Origin of the sequence: Agromyces larvae, from assembly GCF_022811705.1 — a bacterium.
Taxonomy (GTDB): Bacteria; Actinomycetota; Actinomycetes; order Actinomycetales; family Microbacteriaceae; genus Agromyces; species Agromyces larvae.
Genome location: NZ_CP094528.1, coordinates 3,721,997 through 3,737,485 on the forward strand (window position 1 = coordinate 3,721,997; position 15,489 = coordinate 3,737,485).

The 15,489-nt window shown below is 72.3% G+C and carries 13 protein-coding genes; 9 read left to right on the plus strand and 4 right to left on the minus strand.

Annotated features, from left to right (window positions below):
* Positions 1-17: 17 nt before the first annotated feature.
* Entirely contained in the window at positions 18-1,205 is a 1,188-nt protein-coding gene (locus MTO99_RS17695; protein WP_243555459.1) for an ROK family transcriptional regulator, read from the minus strand.
* A gap of 116 nt (positions 1,206-1,321) precedes the next feature.
* Between MTO99_RS17695 and MTO99_RS17700 the strand changes: the two genes are divergently transcribed.
* The 7 genes from MTO99_RS17700 to MTO99_RS17730 all read left to right on the plus strand — a co-directional run bounded on the left by MTO99_RS17700 (position 1,322) and on the right by MTO99_RS17730 (position 9,770).
* A complete protein-coding gene (locus MTO99_RS17700) occupies positions 1,322-2,464 on the plus strand; it encodes a Gfo/Idh/MocA family protein (RefSeq protein WP_243555460.1) in 1,143 nt (380 codons plus the stop codon).
* A complete protein-coding gene (locus tag MTO99_RS17705) occupies positions 2,461-4,035 on the plus strand; it encodes a sugar ABC transporter ATP-binding protein (protein ID WP_243555461.1) in 1,575 nt (524 codons plus the stop codon). The genes MTO99_RS17700 and MTO99_RS17705 overlap by 4 nt, the downstream gene beginning before the upstream one ends.
* Positions 4,032-5,261: an ABC transporter permease gene (locus MTO99_RS17710; protein WP_243555467.1), complete on the plus strand. Its 1,230-nt coding sequence runs from the start codon at positions 4,032-4,034 to the stop codon at positions 5,259-5,261. Before MTO99_RS17705 ends, MTO99_RS17710 begins: the two co-directional genes overlap by 4 nt.
* Positions 5,258-6,397, plus strand: coding sequence for an ABC transporter permease (locus MTO99_RS17715; RefSeq protein WP_243555469.1), 1,140 nt, complete (start codon positions 5,258-5,260; stop codon positions 6,395-6,397). The genes MTO99_RS17710 and MTO99_RS17715 overlap by 4 nt, the downstream gene beginning before the upstream one ends.
* Entirely contained in the window at positions 6,397-7,605 is a 1,209-nt protein-coding gene (locus MTO99_RS17720; RefSeq protein WP_243555471.1) for a substrate-binding domain-containing protein, read from the plus strand. Before MTO99_RS17715 ends, MTO99_RS17720 begins: the two co-directional genes overlap by 1 nt.
* A 162-nt stretch (positions 7,606-7,767) precedes the next feature.
* Positions 7,768-8,637 (plus strand): sugar phosphate isomerase/epimerase family protein, encoded by an 870-nt coding sequence (locus MTO99_RS17725; protein WP_243555473.1) that lies wholly within the window; start codon positions 7,768-7,770, stop codon positions 8,635-8,637.
* Positions 8,634-9,770, plus strand: coding sequence for a sugar phosphate isomerase/epimerase family protein (locus MTO99_RS17730; protein WP_243555475.1), 1,137 nt, complete (start codon positions 8,634-8,636; stop codon positions 9,768-9,770). Before MTO99_RS17725 ends, MTO99_RS17730 begins: the two co-directional genes overlap by 4 nt.
* A gap of 55 nt (positions 9,771-9,825) precedes the next feature.
* Here the strand turns inward: MTO99_RS17730 and MTO99_RS17735 are convergent, their stop codons facing one another.
* From MTO99_RS17735 to MTO99_RS17745, 3 genes are all read right to left on the minus strand, one after another.
* Positions 9,826-10,557, minus strand: a complete 732-nt coding sequence (locus MTO99_RS17735; RefSeq protein WP_243555476.1) for an amidase domain-containing protein — start codon at positions 10,555-10,557, stop codon at positions 9,826-9,828.
* Between the two features lie 177 nt (positions 10,558-10,734).
* Positions 10,735-11,400: an ABC transporter ATP-binding protein gene (locus MTO99_RS17740; protein ID WP_243559171.1), complete on the minus strand. Its 666-nt coding sequence runs from the start codon at positions 11,398-11,400 to the stop codon at positions 10,735-10,737.
* A gap of 125 nt (positions 11,401-11,525) precedes the next feature.
* Positions 11,526-13,079, minus strand: a complete 1,554-nt coding sequence (locus MTO99_RS17745; protein ID WP_243555478.1) for an ABC transporter permease — start codon at positions 13,077-13,079, stop codon at positions 11,526-11,528.
* Between the two features lie 149 nt (positions 13,080-13,228).
* Here MTO99_RS17745 and MTO99_RS17750 point away from each other — a divergent pair, with 149 nt between their 5' ends.
* Complete coding sequence (locus MTO99_RS17750) at positions 13,229-13,969, plus strand: response regulator transcription factor (protein ID WP_243555480.1); 741 nt, start codon at positions 13,229-13,231, stop codon at positions 13,967-13,969.
* Positions 13,966-15,489, plus strand: coding sequence for a sensor histidine kinase (locus tag MTO99_RS17755; protein ID WP_243555482.1), 1,524 nt, complete (start codon positions 13,966-13,968; stop codon positions 15,487-15,489). The genes MTO99_RS17750 and MTO99_RS17755 overlap by 4 nt, the downstream gene beginning before the upstream one ends.

Sequence of the window (15,489 nt, forward strand, 5' to 3'; positions counted from 1 at the left end):
CCCTGCCACGCCCGACGTCAGCGTGCCGCGAGCGCGTCGATGCCCTCGGGGCTGAGCGCGTGGTGGATCGCGAGCATGCTCGCGCCGAGCACCGCCGCGTTGCCGGCCGCGGCCGACTGCACGATCGCGAGGTGCTCGGTCGCGAGCGGCATCGACCGCGAGTACACGGCCTCGCGCACGCCGGCGATGAGGTGTTCGCCCGCGCGGGCCATCGAGCCGCCGATCGCGATGACCGACGGGTTCACGAGGCTGACGCACGCGGTCAGCACCTCGCCGATGTCGCGGCCCGCCTGGCGCACCGCTTGGATGGCCTCGAGGTCGCCGCGCTTGACCAGGTCGACGACGTCGTTGCCGCCGGATGCCTCGACGCCGCGTTCGCGCAGCGCCCGGGCGATGGCGGGGCCCGACGCGAGGGCTTCGAGGCATCCGCGATTGCCGCAGTGGCAGGGCACGTCCGCACCGCGCGCGACCTGGATGTGCCCGATGTCGCCCGCGATGCCCTGCGCGCCGCGCTGCAGCAGGCCGCCCGAGATGATGCCCGAGCCGATGCCGGTGGCGACCTTGACGAACACCAGATGCTCGACCGCGGGCCAGGCGAGTGCGCGTTCGCCGAGCGCCATGATGTTCACGTCGTTGTCGACGAGCACGGGCACCTCGAGGTGCTGCTGCACCCAGCCGGGCACGTCGAAGCGGTCCCATCCGGGCATGATCGGCGGGTTCACGGGGCGGCCCGTGGAGTGCTCGACGGGGCCGGGCACGCCGATGCCGACCGCGACGAGGTCGTGCCGGTCGCGGCCGAGGCCGTCGACGAGGGCGAGGCCCTGCTCGACCATCCAGCCGAGCACGCGTTCGGGGCCGTCGGCGATGTCCATCGGCTCGCCGTGCTGGGCGAGCACGGTGCCGGTGAGGTCGGTGACCGCGATGATCGCGTGCGAGGCGCCGAGGTCGGCGGCCAGCACCAGCCGCGACGCGGGGTTGAGGGCGAACTGCGACGGCGGCCGGCCGCCGGTGGAGGCGGCGTCGGCCACGGGCGAGATGAGGCCGAGGTTCATCAGCTCGTCCACGCGGGCCGCGATGGTCGATCGCGCGAGCCCGGTCGCCTGGGCGAGCGACGCCCGGGTGCGGGGCACGCCGTCGCGCAGCAGTTGGAAGAGCTCGCTCGCTCCCGAGCTGCCGAGCGCCGATCCGCGGCTGATGTCGACCATGGCACCGAGTAAAGCACACGTACTTCGACGGGGCATTGATCACAGCAATGTCACGAAACCGACGACTTTTGCCGACTGACTGGCAGAAGTTGTGCAGCGTGTGTCAGCATGTGCCCATGACAACGGATGTCACCGCCCGAGCCCGCACCCTGCGTGCCGGATTCGTCGGAGGCGGCTTCATGGCCGCCGTGCACTCCCGGGCGGCCCGGGCGGCCGGCGCGGCCCTCGAGGGGGCGGCCTCGTCCAGCCCCGCGGCATCCGCCACGGCCGCCGAGCGACTCGGTCTGGCGCAGGGCTACGCCTCGCTCGACGACCTCATCGCCGACGTCGACGTCGTGCACGTCTGCACCCCCAACGCGACCCACGTCGAGATCGCCACCCGCGCGCTCGAGGCCGGCCGCCACGTGATCTGCGAGAAGCCCCTCGCCACCGACGCCGCGGGCGCCGAGGCGCTCGCCGCGCTCGCCGCCGACCGCGGCGTGGTCGCGGCGGTGCCGTTCGTCTACCGCTTCCACCCGATGGCCCGCGAGGCGCGGGCGCGGGTCGCCGCCGGCGAGACCGGTCGCCTGCTCGGCGTGCAGGGCGCCTACCTGCAGGACTGGCTGGCCGCGCCCGACGACGACGACTGGCGGGTCGACAGCGCCCAGGGCGGCCCCAGCCGCGCGTTCGCCGACATCGGCTCGCACCTGGTCGACCTGCTCGAGTTCGTCTCGGGCGACCGCATCGTGCGCCTGAACGCCGCCACCCGCACCGCCTACCGGTCGCGTGCGACGAACACCGACATCGCCACCGAGGACCTGGTCGCCGTCGTCGTCGAGCTCGCGAGCGGCGCGATCGGCACCCTGCTCGTGTCGCAGGTGGCGCCCGGCCACAAGAACGGGCTCGTGCTCGAACTGTCCGGCACCGAGGCGAGCGTGCGCTTCGAACAGGAGCACCCCGAGACGCTGTGGATCGGGCGCACCGACGTCTCGAGCATCGTCGAGCGCGACCCCGCCCGGCTGAGTGCCGACGCGGCCCGGCTGTCGATCGTGCCCGCGGGGCATCCGATGGGCTACCAGGACGCCTTCAACGCGTTCGTCGCCGACGCCTACGCGGCGATCGCGGCCGCGAGCGACGTCGGGGGCGTCGGGGCGAGCGACGCCGGGGGCGTCGCGCCCGACGGCCTGCCCACCTTCGCCGACGGGCTGCGGGCCGTGCGGGTGACCGAGGCGGTGCTCGCCTCGGCGGCGAGCGGCGACTGGGCGGAGGTGCGCGCATGACGGATGCCACGACCGCACCGCCGACCGGCGATGCGACCGCCGAGACGGCCCCCGTGCTGGTCGCCAGCGGCCTCGAGAAATCGTTCTTCGGCGTGCCCGTGCTGCACGGGGTCGGCCTCGAACTGCGGGCCGGCGAAGTGCACGGCCTCGTCGGCGAGAACGGCGCCGGCAAGTCGACGTTCATGAAGATCCTCGCGGGCGTGTACGAACGCGACGCGGGCACGGTCGAGCTCGGCGGCCGGCCGGTCGACTTCCACCACCCCGTCGAGGCGGCGCACGCCGGCCTCGCGACGGTGTTCCAGGAGTTCAACCTGCTGCCCGAGCGCACCGTCGCCGAGAACGTGTTCCTCGGTCGCGAGCCGCGCCGGCGCGGCGTCGTCGACCGGCGCGGCATGCTGCGCCGGACGCGCGAGCTGCTCGCCGAGCTCGGCATCGATGCGATCGATGCGGATGCCCCGGTGCGCAGCCTCACCGTCGCCGAGCAGCAGATCGTCGAGATCGTGAAGGCGCTGTCGACCGGGGCCCGGGTGATCCAGATGGACGAGCCCACCGCGGCGCTCGCCGACCACGAGGTCGAGCTGCTCGCCGCGATCATCCGCAGGCTGCAGGAGCGCGGGGTCGCGATCCTCTACGTGTCGCACCGGCTGAAGGAGATCTTCGACCTCTGCGACACCATCACCGTGCTGAAGGACGGCGCGCTCGTCTCGACGAGCCCGGCCGCCGACCTCGACACCGACGAGCTCGTGCGGCGCATGGTGGGCCGCTCCATCGAGACGTACTACCCCGACCCCGAGCCGGGCACCGAGCTCGGCGAACCGCGGCTCGAACTCCGCGGCGCGGGCAACGCCTACGTCGAGGGCGTCGACCTCGAGGTCCGGTCGGGCGAGATCGTCGGCGTCGCCGGGCTCCAGGGGTCGGGCCGCACAGAGCTCGTCGAGGGCGTCTTCGGCATCACGCCGTTCACCCGCGGGTCCATGCGCATCGACGGCCGCGAGCTGCGCATCGGCACCGCGCGGCAGGCGGTGAAGGCGGGGATCGCGCTCGTCGCCGAGGACCGCAAGGCGCAGGGCCTGGCCGTCAACCAGTCGATCGCCGACAACGCGCTGCTCGTCATCCGCTCGGTGTTCGCCCGCCGCACCCGCGAGGTCCGCCGGGAGCTGCCCGGCGTGCTGAGCTCGCTCGAGGTGGTCTCGCGCGGACTCGACCAGGAGGTGCAGTTCCTCTCGGGCGGCAACCAGCAGAAGGTCGTGCTCGCGAAATGGCTCGCCGCCGGGCCCCGCGTCGTGCTGTTCGACGAACCCACCCGCGGCATCGACGTCGGCGCGAAGGTCGCCGTCTACCGCCTCATGCGCCGACTCGCGAAGGAGGGCGTCGCGATCCTCATGATCAGTTCCGAACTGCCCGAGGTGATCGGCATGAGCGACCGCATCGTCGTGATGCACGACGGTCGCGCGTCGTCGGAGCTGCCGGCCAGAAGCGACGAGGCCACCATCCTCGCCGCCGCGACCGGCACGCTCCGGCTGGGGGGCGCCGGGGGAACGGATGCCACGGATGCGGGGGGAGCGCGATGAGCGCCGCGCCCGTGGCATCCGCCCCTTCCGCCCGCCGCCCCGCCCGCCGGCGCCGCCGGCTCGACGCGACCCTGATCGTGGGCATCGCGCTCGTCGGGGTGATCGTGATCGGCGCGATCCTCGTCGCGACCGTGGGCCGCAACTTCTTCAGCCCCGGCAACATCCGCGACATCCTCACCGGCATGAGCGTGCTCGGGTTCGTCGCGATCGGTCAGACCTTCGTCATCCTGGGCGCCTCGCTCGACCTGTCCGTGCCGTACGTGGTCAGCCTGTCCAGCCTGATCGCAGCCGACCTGATGCGCGGCAACCCGGCGAACATCCCGGTCGCGGTGCTCGCCGCCCTCGGCGTCGCCGCGCTCATCGGCCTCGCCAACGGGCTCATCGTCACGAAGCTGCACGTCAACGGCTTCATCGCGACGCTGGGCGTCGGGCTCATCATCAAGGGCTACCTCGACACGAACTACAAGGGCACCAGCGGCAACGTGCCGTGGGACTTCCAGCTCATCGGGGCCACCGGGCTCGGGCCGGTGCCCGTCTCGACGCTCATCATGTTCGGCGTGGCGCTGCTCGCCGCCCTGTTCCTCGCGCGCACCCGCACCGGCCACCACCTCTACGCGGTCGGCGGCAATGAGCAGGTCGCCCGGTTCAGCGGCATCCGCACCGCGCGGCCGCTCATCATCGCGCACATGCTCTGCTCGATCACCGCGGCGTTCGCCGGGCTCCTGCTCGCGAGCCGGCTCGGCGTCGGCAGTCCCACGGTCGGCACCCAGGGCGGCTACGACCTGCTGTCGATCGCCGCGGTCGTGCTCGGCGGCACCCTGCTGATGGGCGGTCGCGGGTCGATCTGGGGCACCATCGGCGGCGTCGCGATCTTCGCGGTCGTCGACAACGTGATGAGCGTCATGCAGGTGAACCCGTTCCTGAAGGACGTGGTGCGCGGCGTCGTGATCGTCGCGGCCGTCGCGGTGTACACGAGCCGACGGCTGGACCGTCGCCGGCCGCGGTTCGGCGTCGGAGCGCCGGCGGCCGCGCTCCCTGCGCCTGCCGCGCTCCCTGAGCCTGTCGAAGGGAGGCTCCCTGAGCCTGTCGAAGGGAGGCTCCCTGAGCTTGTCGAAGGGAGCAGGGCCGCTTCGACAAGCTCAGCGACCGAGCCCGGCTCAGCGACCGAGCCCGGCCCCGCGACCGGCGTCGGCGCGGCGACCGACTCGAAGGGAGGCGCGCGATGACCGTCGCAGCCACCGAGACACGCTCCGCGGGGCAGCGCCTCGCCGAACTCGGCCGCGTGCTGGTCAGCCCCCGCGGCGCCGTGTTCCTGCTGCTCGCCGTGCTGCTCGTCGCGATCGTCGTGCTCAACCCGTCGTTCGCCGAACCCGGGCAGTTCATCCGATTCGTCCAGCGCGTCGCACCCGTCGCGATCGTGGCGATCGGGCAGTACTTCGTGATCGTCGGCGGCGAGTTCGACCTCTCGATGGGCTCCGTCGTCACCGCGCAGGTCGTCATCGCGGGCAACCTGATCGGCCAGGACGAATCGCGGTCGCTGCCCGTACTCGCCCTCATGCTCGCCTTCGGTGCGCTCGTCGGCCTGGTGAACGGGCTCATCGTCTCGTTCCTGCGGGTGCCGAGCTTCATCGCGACCCTCGGCATGATGCTCGCACTGCTCGGCGGCGTGCTCTACTGGACGGGCGGCGCGGCCACCGGCAACCCGGCCGACGGGTTCCGCGAGATCGGGCGCGGCGGCATCCGCGGCATCCCGGTGCTCGAGATCCTGCCCTGGTCGGTCGTCGTGCTCGCCGTGGTGCTGGCCGCCGCGATCTGGTTCACGAAGCGGCCGTTCGGCCGCACCGTCATCGCCCTCGGCGACAACCCCGTCACCGCGCGCTACTCGGGCACCCGCAGCTGGTGGGTGAAGACCGCGACGTTCATCATCTCGTCGCTGTCGGCGACGATCGCCGGCGTGCTGCTGGTCGGATACGCGGGCGTGCACCCGTCGGTCGGCCGCGGCTACGAGTTCACCGCGATCACCGCGGTCGTGCTCGGCGGCGTGGTGCTCGGCGGCGGGCGCGGCTGGGTCGTCGCCGCCGCAGCCGGCGCGTTCTCGCTCGAGGCGCTGTTCACCCTGCTCAACTTCGCCGGCGTGCCGTCGACCTACCGAGACGCCGTCCAGGGCGCCATCATCATCCTCGCCGTCGCCTACTCGGCGACGGTGTTCCGCGCGCGCCGCCGAGGCCGCGCCACCCCGACTTCGCAGGCATCCGGAGCATCCGATGCGTCTGCGGAGGGGCCGGACGCAACCGCGCCGGCTCGTCCTGCACCCATTCCCTCGACGCCGAGGGCAGACAACGAAACCAAGGGAGGTTCGTGATGCGACGCAGGCACACCACGGCCACTGCCATCGTCGGCGCGTTCGCGCTGATGGCGGCACTGGCCGGATGCACCACCGACCCCTCCGTGGCCCCGTCCGAGGAAGCGGCGGAACCCACGGAGGAGGCGATCGACTGGTTCGACCAGGCGCTCTTCGACAAGCAGGACGCCGAGCGCGACGTCGTGCCGGAGGGGCCCGACGGCCAGCCATGGCTCCAGTACATCAACGCCGAGTTCGTCGACACGGCGCAGTACGCGTCCGAGGGGGCGAAGAAGGCGTGCTTCGCGAACGCCTCGATCTCGAACCCGTGGCGGCAGACCGGCTGGATCACGATGAACGAACAGCTGAAAGTGCTGCAGGAGGCGGGCGCGATCAGCGAGATGGAGACCCGCGACGCGCAGGACTCGGATGACACGCAGATCGCCGACATCGACTACTTCATCAACGAGGGCGACTGCGACGTCTTCATCATCTCGCCGAACTCGACGGCGGCGATGACGCCGGCGGTGCAGCGTGCGTGCGACACCGGCAAGCCGGTGATCGTGTTCGACCGCGGCGTGCAGACCGACTGCCCGGTCACGTTCATCCACCCGATCGGCGGCTTCGCGTGGGGCATCGACACGGCCGAGTTCCTGATCGACCGGCTCGACGAGGGCGACAAGGTCGTGGCGCTGCGCATCCTGCCCGGCGTCGACGTGCTCGAACAGCGCTGGGCCGCGGCCGAGAAGCTGTTCGACGAGGCCGGCATCGACGCAGTCGACTACTTCACCGGGGCCGACCCGGCGGAGATCAAGAAGATCATCTCCGACGAGCTCGCCAAGGGCGACGTCGCGGGGGTCTGGATGGATGCCGGTGACGGCGCCGTCGCGGCCATCGAGGCGTTCGAGGACGCCGGCGTCGACTACCCCGTGATGACGGGTGAGGACGAGATGAGCTTCCTGCGCAAGTGGAAGGAGACCGGGCTCGACGGCCTGGCCCCCGTCTACTCCAACTTCCAGTGGCGCACGCCGCTGCTGGCCGCGCAGATGATCTTCGCGGGCCAGCAGGTGCCGAAGGAGTGGGTGCTGCCGCAGGTGCCGATCGAGGCGGGCGAGCTCGACCAGTACCTCGCGCTGAACGAGAACATGCCCGACGGGCACTACGCGAAGTTCGGCGGCGAGGACCTGCCCGGGTACCCGCAGGTCTGGGAGGACCGCATCATCCCGTAACCACCACAACCACCACCACCACCACCACAACCACCGAGTACCCGGTACGCAATTCAGGTGCGGAGGTGTGTCGCGGGCGGGAGCACCCGGTTGCCGCCCGCGACACGCCGGTGCGAACCTGAATTGCGTTCAGGGGGTCGTGCCGAGGTTCAGGAGGCAAGCATGCGCCGCACGATCGGCGTCAACACGTGGGTGTGGGTGTCGCCGCTCACCGACGACTCGCTCCGCGAAATCGCGGCGAAGGCGGCCGGCATGGGGTTCGGTGCGCTCGAGCTGCCGGTCGAGCAGCCGGGCGATTGGTCCACGGATGTCGCGAGCGACACCCTGGCCGAACACGGGCTGTCGGCCGTGGTCGTCGGGGCGATGGGGCCGGGGCGCAACCTCGTCGCGGCGCCCGGATCCGAGGTCGTGGCGACCCAGAACTACCTGGTGCAGTGCGTCAAGATCGCCGAGCGGCTCGGTTCGCGCGTCGTCGCCGGCCCGTTCACGGCCGCCACCGGTCGCACCTGGCGGATGGATGCCACGGAGCGCGCCGAGCGCTATCGCGAACTGCGCACCGCGCTCGCACCCGTGGTGCGGCAGGCGGAGGAGCGCGGCATCCGGCTCGCGATCGAACCGCTCAACCGGTACGAGACGAGCCTCGTGAACACCGTCGAGCAGGCGCTCGAGGCGCTCGGGCCGCTGCTCGGGCCCGGCCTCGGGCTCGCGCTCGACAGCTACCACCTGAACATCGAGGAACAGCGGATCGGCGACGCGATCCGCGCGGCGGGCGACCACCTCGCGCACGTGCAGGTGTGCGGCAACGACCGCGGCCCGGTCGGCGACGACCACACCGACTGGCCCGCGTTCCTCGACGCGCTCGACGACGTCGGCTACACCGGCCCGCTCGGGCTCGAGAGCTTCACGGGCGAGAACGCGACGATCGCGGTGGCCGCCTCGGTGTGGCGCCCGCTCGCGCCGTCGCAGGACGAACTGGCGGCACGGAGCATCCGCTACCTGACCGCCCTCCAGGACGAAAGGGAAGCACGATGAACGCAGAGTCCCCCGAGCCCGCCTCGCTCCCTGAGCCCGCCTCGCTCCCTGAGCCTGTCGAAGGGAGCCCACTCGCTTCGACAAGCTCAGCGAGCCCGAGCCCGAGCCCGAGCCCGAACTCAGCGAGCAGCGGGCACCCCGTCACCCTGTTCACCGGCCAGTGGGCCGACCTGCCGTTCGCCGAGGTCGCGCGCCTCGCGGCCGAGTGGGGCTACGACGGGCTCGAGATCGCCTGCTCGGGCGATCACCTCGACCTGAAGCTCGCCGAGGAGGAGCCCGGATACCTCGACGAGCGCCGCGAGATCCTGCAGCGGCACGGGCTCGAGGTGTACGCGATCTCGAACCACCTCACCGGGCAGGCGGTGTGCGACGACCCCATCGACTTCCGGCACCGGGCGATCGTGCGGCCGTACACGTGGGGCGACGGCGGCCCCGAGGGGGTGCGGCAGCGCGCGGCCGAGGACATGAAGCGGTCGGCGCGGGTGGCGCGGGCGCTCGGGGTCGACGTGGTCGTCGGGTTCACGGGGTCGAGCATCTGGCCGTACGTGGCGGGGTTCCCGCCGGTGCCCGCCAGCGTGCTCGACGCGGGCTACCAGGACTTCGCCGACCGGTGGAACCCGATCCTCGACGTGTTCGACGCCGAGGGCGTGCGCTTCGCGCACGAGGTGCACCCGTCCGAGATCGCGTACGACTACTGGACGAGCGTGCGCACGCTCGAGGCGATCGACCGGCGCGAGGCGTTCGGGTTCAACTGGGACCCGTCGCACATGATGTGGCAGGGCATCGACCCGGTCGGGTTCATCGTCGAGTTCGCCGACCGCATCTACCACGTCGACTGCAAGGACACGCGGCTGCGGCCCGCGAACGGCCGCGCCGGTGTGCTGGGGTCCCACCTGCCGTGGGGCGACCCGCGGCGCGGCTGGGACTTCGTCTCGACCGGGCACGGGGACGTGCCCTGGGAGGACGCGTTCCGTGCGCTCGACGCGATCGGGTACACGGGCCCGATCTCGGTCGAGTGGGAGGACGCCGGCATGGACCGCCTGCACGGCGCCGCCGAGGCGGTCGGGTTCATCCGGTCGAAGCTGTTCCCGCGGCCGACCGCGTCGTTCGACGCGGCGTTCTCGAACCAGTAGCCCCCACCCGGCCCCTCCGGCATTCGACGAATGTCGGGGAAGGGGGCGCAGCCGGCTACTCGGGGATGCTCCAGTAGTACGCGACGCCGCCGGGGTGGATCTCGTGGATCGCCTCGTCGACCGTGCGGTCGAAGGTCGCGTCGGTGTGCCCGGCGTACTCGATGGAGATCGTGCCGTCGGCGAGCGTGGTCACGCCGGTGACGATGCCGGTGTGGTCGCGGTCGCCCGAATCGTCCCAGTCGAACTGCACGATGTCGCCGACCTTCACCTGGTCGCGCTGGTCGTCGGTGAGCGCGGTCGCACGCTCGGGATGCGCGTCCAGGTAGTCGCGGAAGGCGGTGGAGCTGATCCACGCGTCGGAGCTCGCGTACGGGTCGCCGTCGGCGGTGTGCCACCACTCGTCGTCGACCTGCCACCCGCGGGCGAGCAGCGACTGGCTCGCGAAGTTCACGCAGTCGCTCTCGTCGAGGTAGCCGAACTCGTCGTTCTCGGTGTCGCGCCAGTGCGCCTCGACGTAGGCGAGTTGCGCCGCGACGGCGGCGGGCAGCACCTCGCCGCCGGCGGCCTCGGTCGCGCCTTCGGAGGTCGTGTCGGCGTCGTCGGCACCGCCGGTCACGGAGTCGCGCGCAGCGCGCGGAGCATCCGTCCCGCCCATCGCGGAGCCGAGCGCGACCGCGCCGACGGCGAGACCGGCGACCGCGAGCGCCGACGCGGCGATCATGAGGGCGCGGGGGCGGCGGGATGCCGGAGCGGACGTGGATTCGGGGGAGCGGCGGTGCTGAGACATCCCGACCGACGGTAGGCGGCGAGCCTGTGCGAATCATCTGTTCCGGCTTTCGATCGGCTACGGATCGGACCCGTCCGCGGCGCACGCCGACGGCGGATGCCCCGGCTGGGGAGGGAGTCCCGCCGCGGCATCCGCCGTCTTCGCGCACCCGCCCGGAGCTGAACCGGCGGGACGTCTTCAGCGTTCGGTGACGACGCCGTTCTTGATGTGCAGGCGGCGTTCCGCCCGCTTCGCCACCGCGCTGTCGTGGGTGACGATGACGAGGGTGAGCCCGCGATCGCGCCAGAGCCCCTCGAGGAGGTTCAGGATCTCGTCGCGGGTCTCCTCGTCGAGCGCGCCGGTCGGCTCGTCGGCGAGGAGCACGACCGGCTCCTTCACGAGCGCGCGGGCGATCGCGACGCGCTGCTGCTGACCGCCGCTGAGCTCGCCGGGCACGTGCGAGGCGCGTTCGGCGAGGCCGACCGAGGCCAGCGCCTCGGTCGCGCGTCGGGTGCGCTCGGCGGCCGGGATCCCGAGCGGTTCGAGCGCGGTCTCGACGTTCTCCTGTGCGGTCAGGGTCGGGATCAGGTTGAAGCCCTGGAACACGAACCCGATCTCCTTCGCCCGGATCCTGCCGAGCTTGCGGTCGGGCAGGTGGCTGAGCTCGTCGGAGCCGAGCGTGATGGTGCCCGACGTCGGGCGGTCGAGGGCGCCGAGCATCTGCAGCAGCGTGGACTTGCCGCCGCCGGTCGGGCCCTGGATCGCGACGAGCTGGCCTGCGGGGATCTCGAGCGTCACGTTCTTCAGCGCGGTCACCGTGCGCTTGCCGGTGTACTGCTTGCCGACGTTCTCCAGCCGGTACATGGCGCTGCCTCTCTCGGGTCGGGTGGGTGCTTCGGGCGCGCCGGATGCTCCGGCGGATGCCCCGGCGGATGCTCCGCTGGATGCCTCGGGCCGAACCGCCTCGGTCGCGGCGGTGTCGACGGCGCTCATGCGACGCTCCGCAGCGCCTCGGCCGGCCGCAGCCGGGATGCCCGCCAGCCGCCGATGGATCCGGCGACGAGGCCGCCGAGCACCGCGAGGCCGATGGCGATGAGGATGACGCTCACGGTCACGGGGGCGTTGAGCACGACCTCGGTGGTCGAGGTCGCCGCCTCGGCGATGCGGCCGAACGGTCCGCCGCCTCCGCCTCCGCCCAACTGCCCGCCGCCGGGACCGCCGGCGCCGCCGCCCGTCGCGCCGGCGCCGCCTGCGGCGAACGAGCCGGAGGCGGCGCTGCCGCCGAGGGTCGGGCCGATCAGGTTGATGATCCAGATGCCCGCGAGCCCGACGACCAGGCCCACGGCCCCGCCGATCAGACCCTGCACGAGCGACTCGCCCGCGACCTGGCCGACGATGCGGCCGTTCGACCAGCCGATCGCCTTCAGCGTGCCGAACTCGCGGGTGCGGCGGGTGACGCCCTGGATGGTGAACAGGATCGCGATGAGGAACGCCGCGGCGAGCACGGCGATCGACAGCCAGAGGCCCAGGTTCGAGACGAGGCTCGACGCGCTCGAGAGCGAGCCCGAGACCGTCGAGGCGAGGTCGGACTGCGAGCTCACCGTCGCGTCGGGCAGGGCCGCCTCGATGTCGGCCTGCACGGCGTCGATCCGGTCGGAGGAGGTGGCCTGCACGTAGACGCTCGAGACCATGCCGTCTTCGCCCGAGAGCGACTGGGCGAGGTCGAGCGGGATGTACGCGTTCGACGCGGTGGCCGCGTCGGCCGAGGTCGAGGTGACGGTGCCGACGATCTCGAAGTCGGTGCCGCCGATGTTCAGGGTGTCGCCGACGGCGAGTTCGGCGCTGGTCGCGTAGTCGGCGTCGAGCACGACGACGGCTTCGCCGGCATCGGATGCCTCGAGCCCGCGCCCGTCGGCGAGTTCGACCGCCGACAGCGGACCGACCGCGTCACCCGACGGGTCGATGCCGAGCACGGTGAAGTTGTCGACGTCGAACGCGCTGCCTCCGGCGCCGTCGAAGCCGCCCTGCGGGGGCTGCTGCGGCTGCGCCTGGTCGGTCGGGCCCTGCTGGGCGGTGTCGCCGCCGTCGGTGCGCTGCTGGAAGTCGGGCAGCTCGCCCGAGAACGAGACGTTGTTCAGCGAGAGCGTCGCGGACGCCGCGGCGACGCCGTCGATGCCCTGCACGGTCTCGAGCGCCGAGGCGTCGAACGTCGACGACCCGAACCCGGCGGTGAGCCGCGACTGGCTGATGGCGGTCGACCCGTCGGCGGTCTGGCCGTCGTCCGCGCCGAACTCGAAGCGCTGGGGTCCGCCGCCGCCCTGACCCTCGTCGCCCTCCCCGGGCGGGGTCGGCGTGCGGCTGACGGTGAGGTCGGTGCCGACCCCGTAGACGGACTGGAGCACGGACGTCTGCGCGTCGCGCACTCCGACCGAGACGGCGTTCACGATCATGACGAGCGCGATGGCGAGCGCCATGCCGACCGCGATGATCGCGGTCTGCCTGCGGCGCCCGGCGAGCTCGCGCCGGAGGTAGGTGAAGAACATGGCGGCGACGATAGGCCGAGGCGCTATGCCGCCCCTATCGCGTTCCTATGAACGGGCCATGAGGTGGCGTCCCCGGGGTCGGACGCGCCTCGACGAAGGCACAGGCGAGGCATAGGCGACGCATAGGGCGCTCACCGATACTGGGACGCATGACGAACGACCACGCCCACGCGCCCCAGCTCCAGAAGCCCGACGGCTCGATGGTGCGCGTGCTCGTCGTCGACGACGAGGCATCCCTCACCGACCTGCTGAAGATGGCGCTGCGCTACGAGGGCTGGGATGTGCGCACCGCCGCCGACGGGCTCTCGGCCGTGAAGCTGGCGCGCGAGTTCCGCCCCGACGCGATCGTGCTCGACATCATGCTGCCCGACATCGACGGGCTCGAGGTGCTGCAGCGCGTGCGCGCCGACGGCAGCGAGGTGCCGGTGCTCTTCCTCACCGCGAAGGACTCGCTCGACGATCGCATCGCCGGCCTCACCGCGGGCGGCGACGACTACGTCACCAAGCCGTTCAGCCTCGAGGAGGTCGTGGCGCGCGTGCGCGGACTGATCCGCCGCTCGACCCTCACCCTCGCGCAGGAACGCGACCCCGTGCTGCGCGTCGGCGACCTCAGCCTCGACGAGGACTCGTACGAGGTCGAGCGCGCCGGCACGCCGATCGAGCTGACCGCGACCGAGTTCGAACTGCTGCGGTTCCTCATGCGCAACCCGCGGCGTGTGCTGTCGAAGGCGCAGATCCTCGACCGGGTCTGGTCGTACGACTTCGGCGGCCGCGAGACGGTCGTCGAGCTCTACATCTCGTACCTGCGCAAGAAGATCGACGCCGGGCGCGCGCCCATGATCCACACCGTGCGCGGTGCGGGCTACATGCTGAAAGCGGCGACCGGATGACCCGCCCCGGCGATCCCGGACACGCGGCGTCGGCGCGCGCGAAAGCGACGACGGGCGCGGTCCCGACCGCCGAAGCCGAGCCGGTCGTGCCGAACGGCCGCGCACCGTGGACCCTCCGCCGCCGCCTGCTGACCCTCGTCGCCGGACTCCTCATCGCGATGAGCGCCGTCGTCGGCGTCGCCACGGTCGTGCTGTTCCACGCCACCAGCGTCGAACGGCTCGACGCGAGCCTGCGGGCGGCCGCGTCCCGCGCCGACGAGGCGACCGGGCCCGGGGTGCCGAACGACCCCCGAGCGACCGTGATCACGTTCCTGAGCGTCCCGGGGCAGCCCGACGGCACGGTCGGCGCGATCTTCGTCGGCCCCGAATCCGACTCGGCCTACATCTCGGACGGGCAGCTCATCTCCGCCGGCCAGGCGGCCACGGCCGCGCTCGCCGAGGTGCCGGCCGATCGGCGCGTGCACACCGTGGCCGTCGGCGGCCTGGGGGAGTACCGTTCGCTCGCGATCGACACCGCTCCCGAGGTGCGGATCGTGCTCGCCCTGCCGCTCGCCGAGGTGACCGCGCAGACCACCCAGCTCGCCGTGAGCGTCGCCGTCGTCGCCCTCGGCGGGCTCGTGATCGCCCTCGGGGTGGGCTCCTACGTCGTGCGCCGGTCGCTGGCGCCGCTCGAGCAGGTGACCGCGACCGCGCAGGCCGTGTCGGAGCGACCCCTCGACCGGGGCGACGTCGACCTCGACGAGCGGGTGCCGGTCGACGACCCCCGCACCGAGGTCGGCCGGCTCGGCACCGCGTTCAACCGCATGCTCGGGCACGTGGCCTCCGCGCTGTCCGCCCGTGAGCAGTCGGAGCGCAAGGTGCGCCGCTTCGTCGCGGATGCCTCGCACGAGCTGCGCACGCCGCTCGCGTCGATCCGCGGGTATGCGGAGCTCACCCGCTTGCACGGCGGCGCACTGCCCGACGACGTGACGCACGCGATCGGCCGCATCGAGTCGGAGTCGCTGCGCATGACCGAGCTCGTCGAGGACCTGCTGCTGCTCGCCCGCCTCGACGAGGGCCGCGAGCTCGAGCATCGGCCCGTCGACCTGCGGGCGCTCGTGGCCGACTCGGTCGCCGACGCGCAGGCCGCCGGACCCGATCACGACTGGTCGGCCGAGCTGCCCGACGAACCGGTCACCGTGCGGGGCGATGAGGCCAGACTGCGTCAGGTGCTCGCGAACCTGTTGGCGAACGCGCGGGTGCACACCCCGGCGGGCACCGAGGTCGCGGCACGCCTCGACGTCGACGACACCGGTGCCCGCCTGACCGTGGTCGACGACGGACCGGGCATCGACCCCGAGTTGCAGGGCCGCCTGTTCGAACGGTTCACCCGCGGGGACTCGTCGCGGTCGCGTCGAGCCGGCAGCACGGGGCTCGGGCTCGCCATCGTGAAGGCGGTGGTCGAGGCCCACGACGGCACGGTCGACATCGAGAGCGAACCCGGCCGCACCGCGTTCACCGTCACCCTGCCCGCGGCGTGA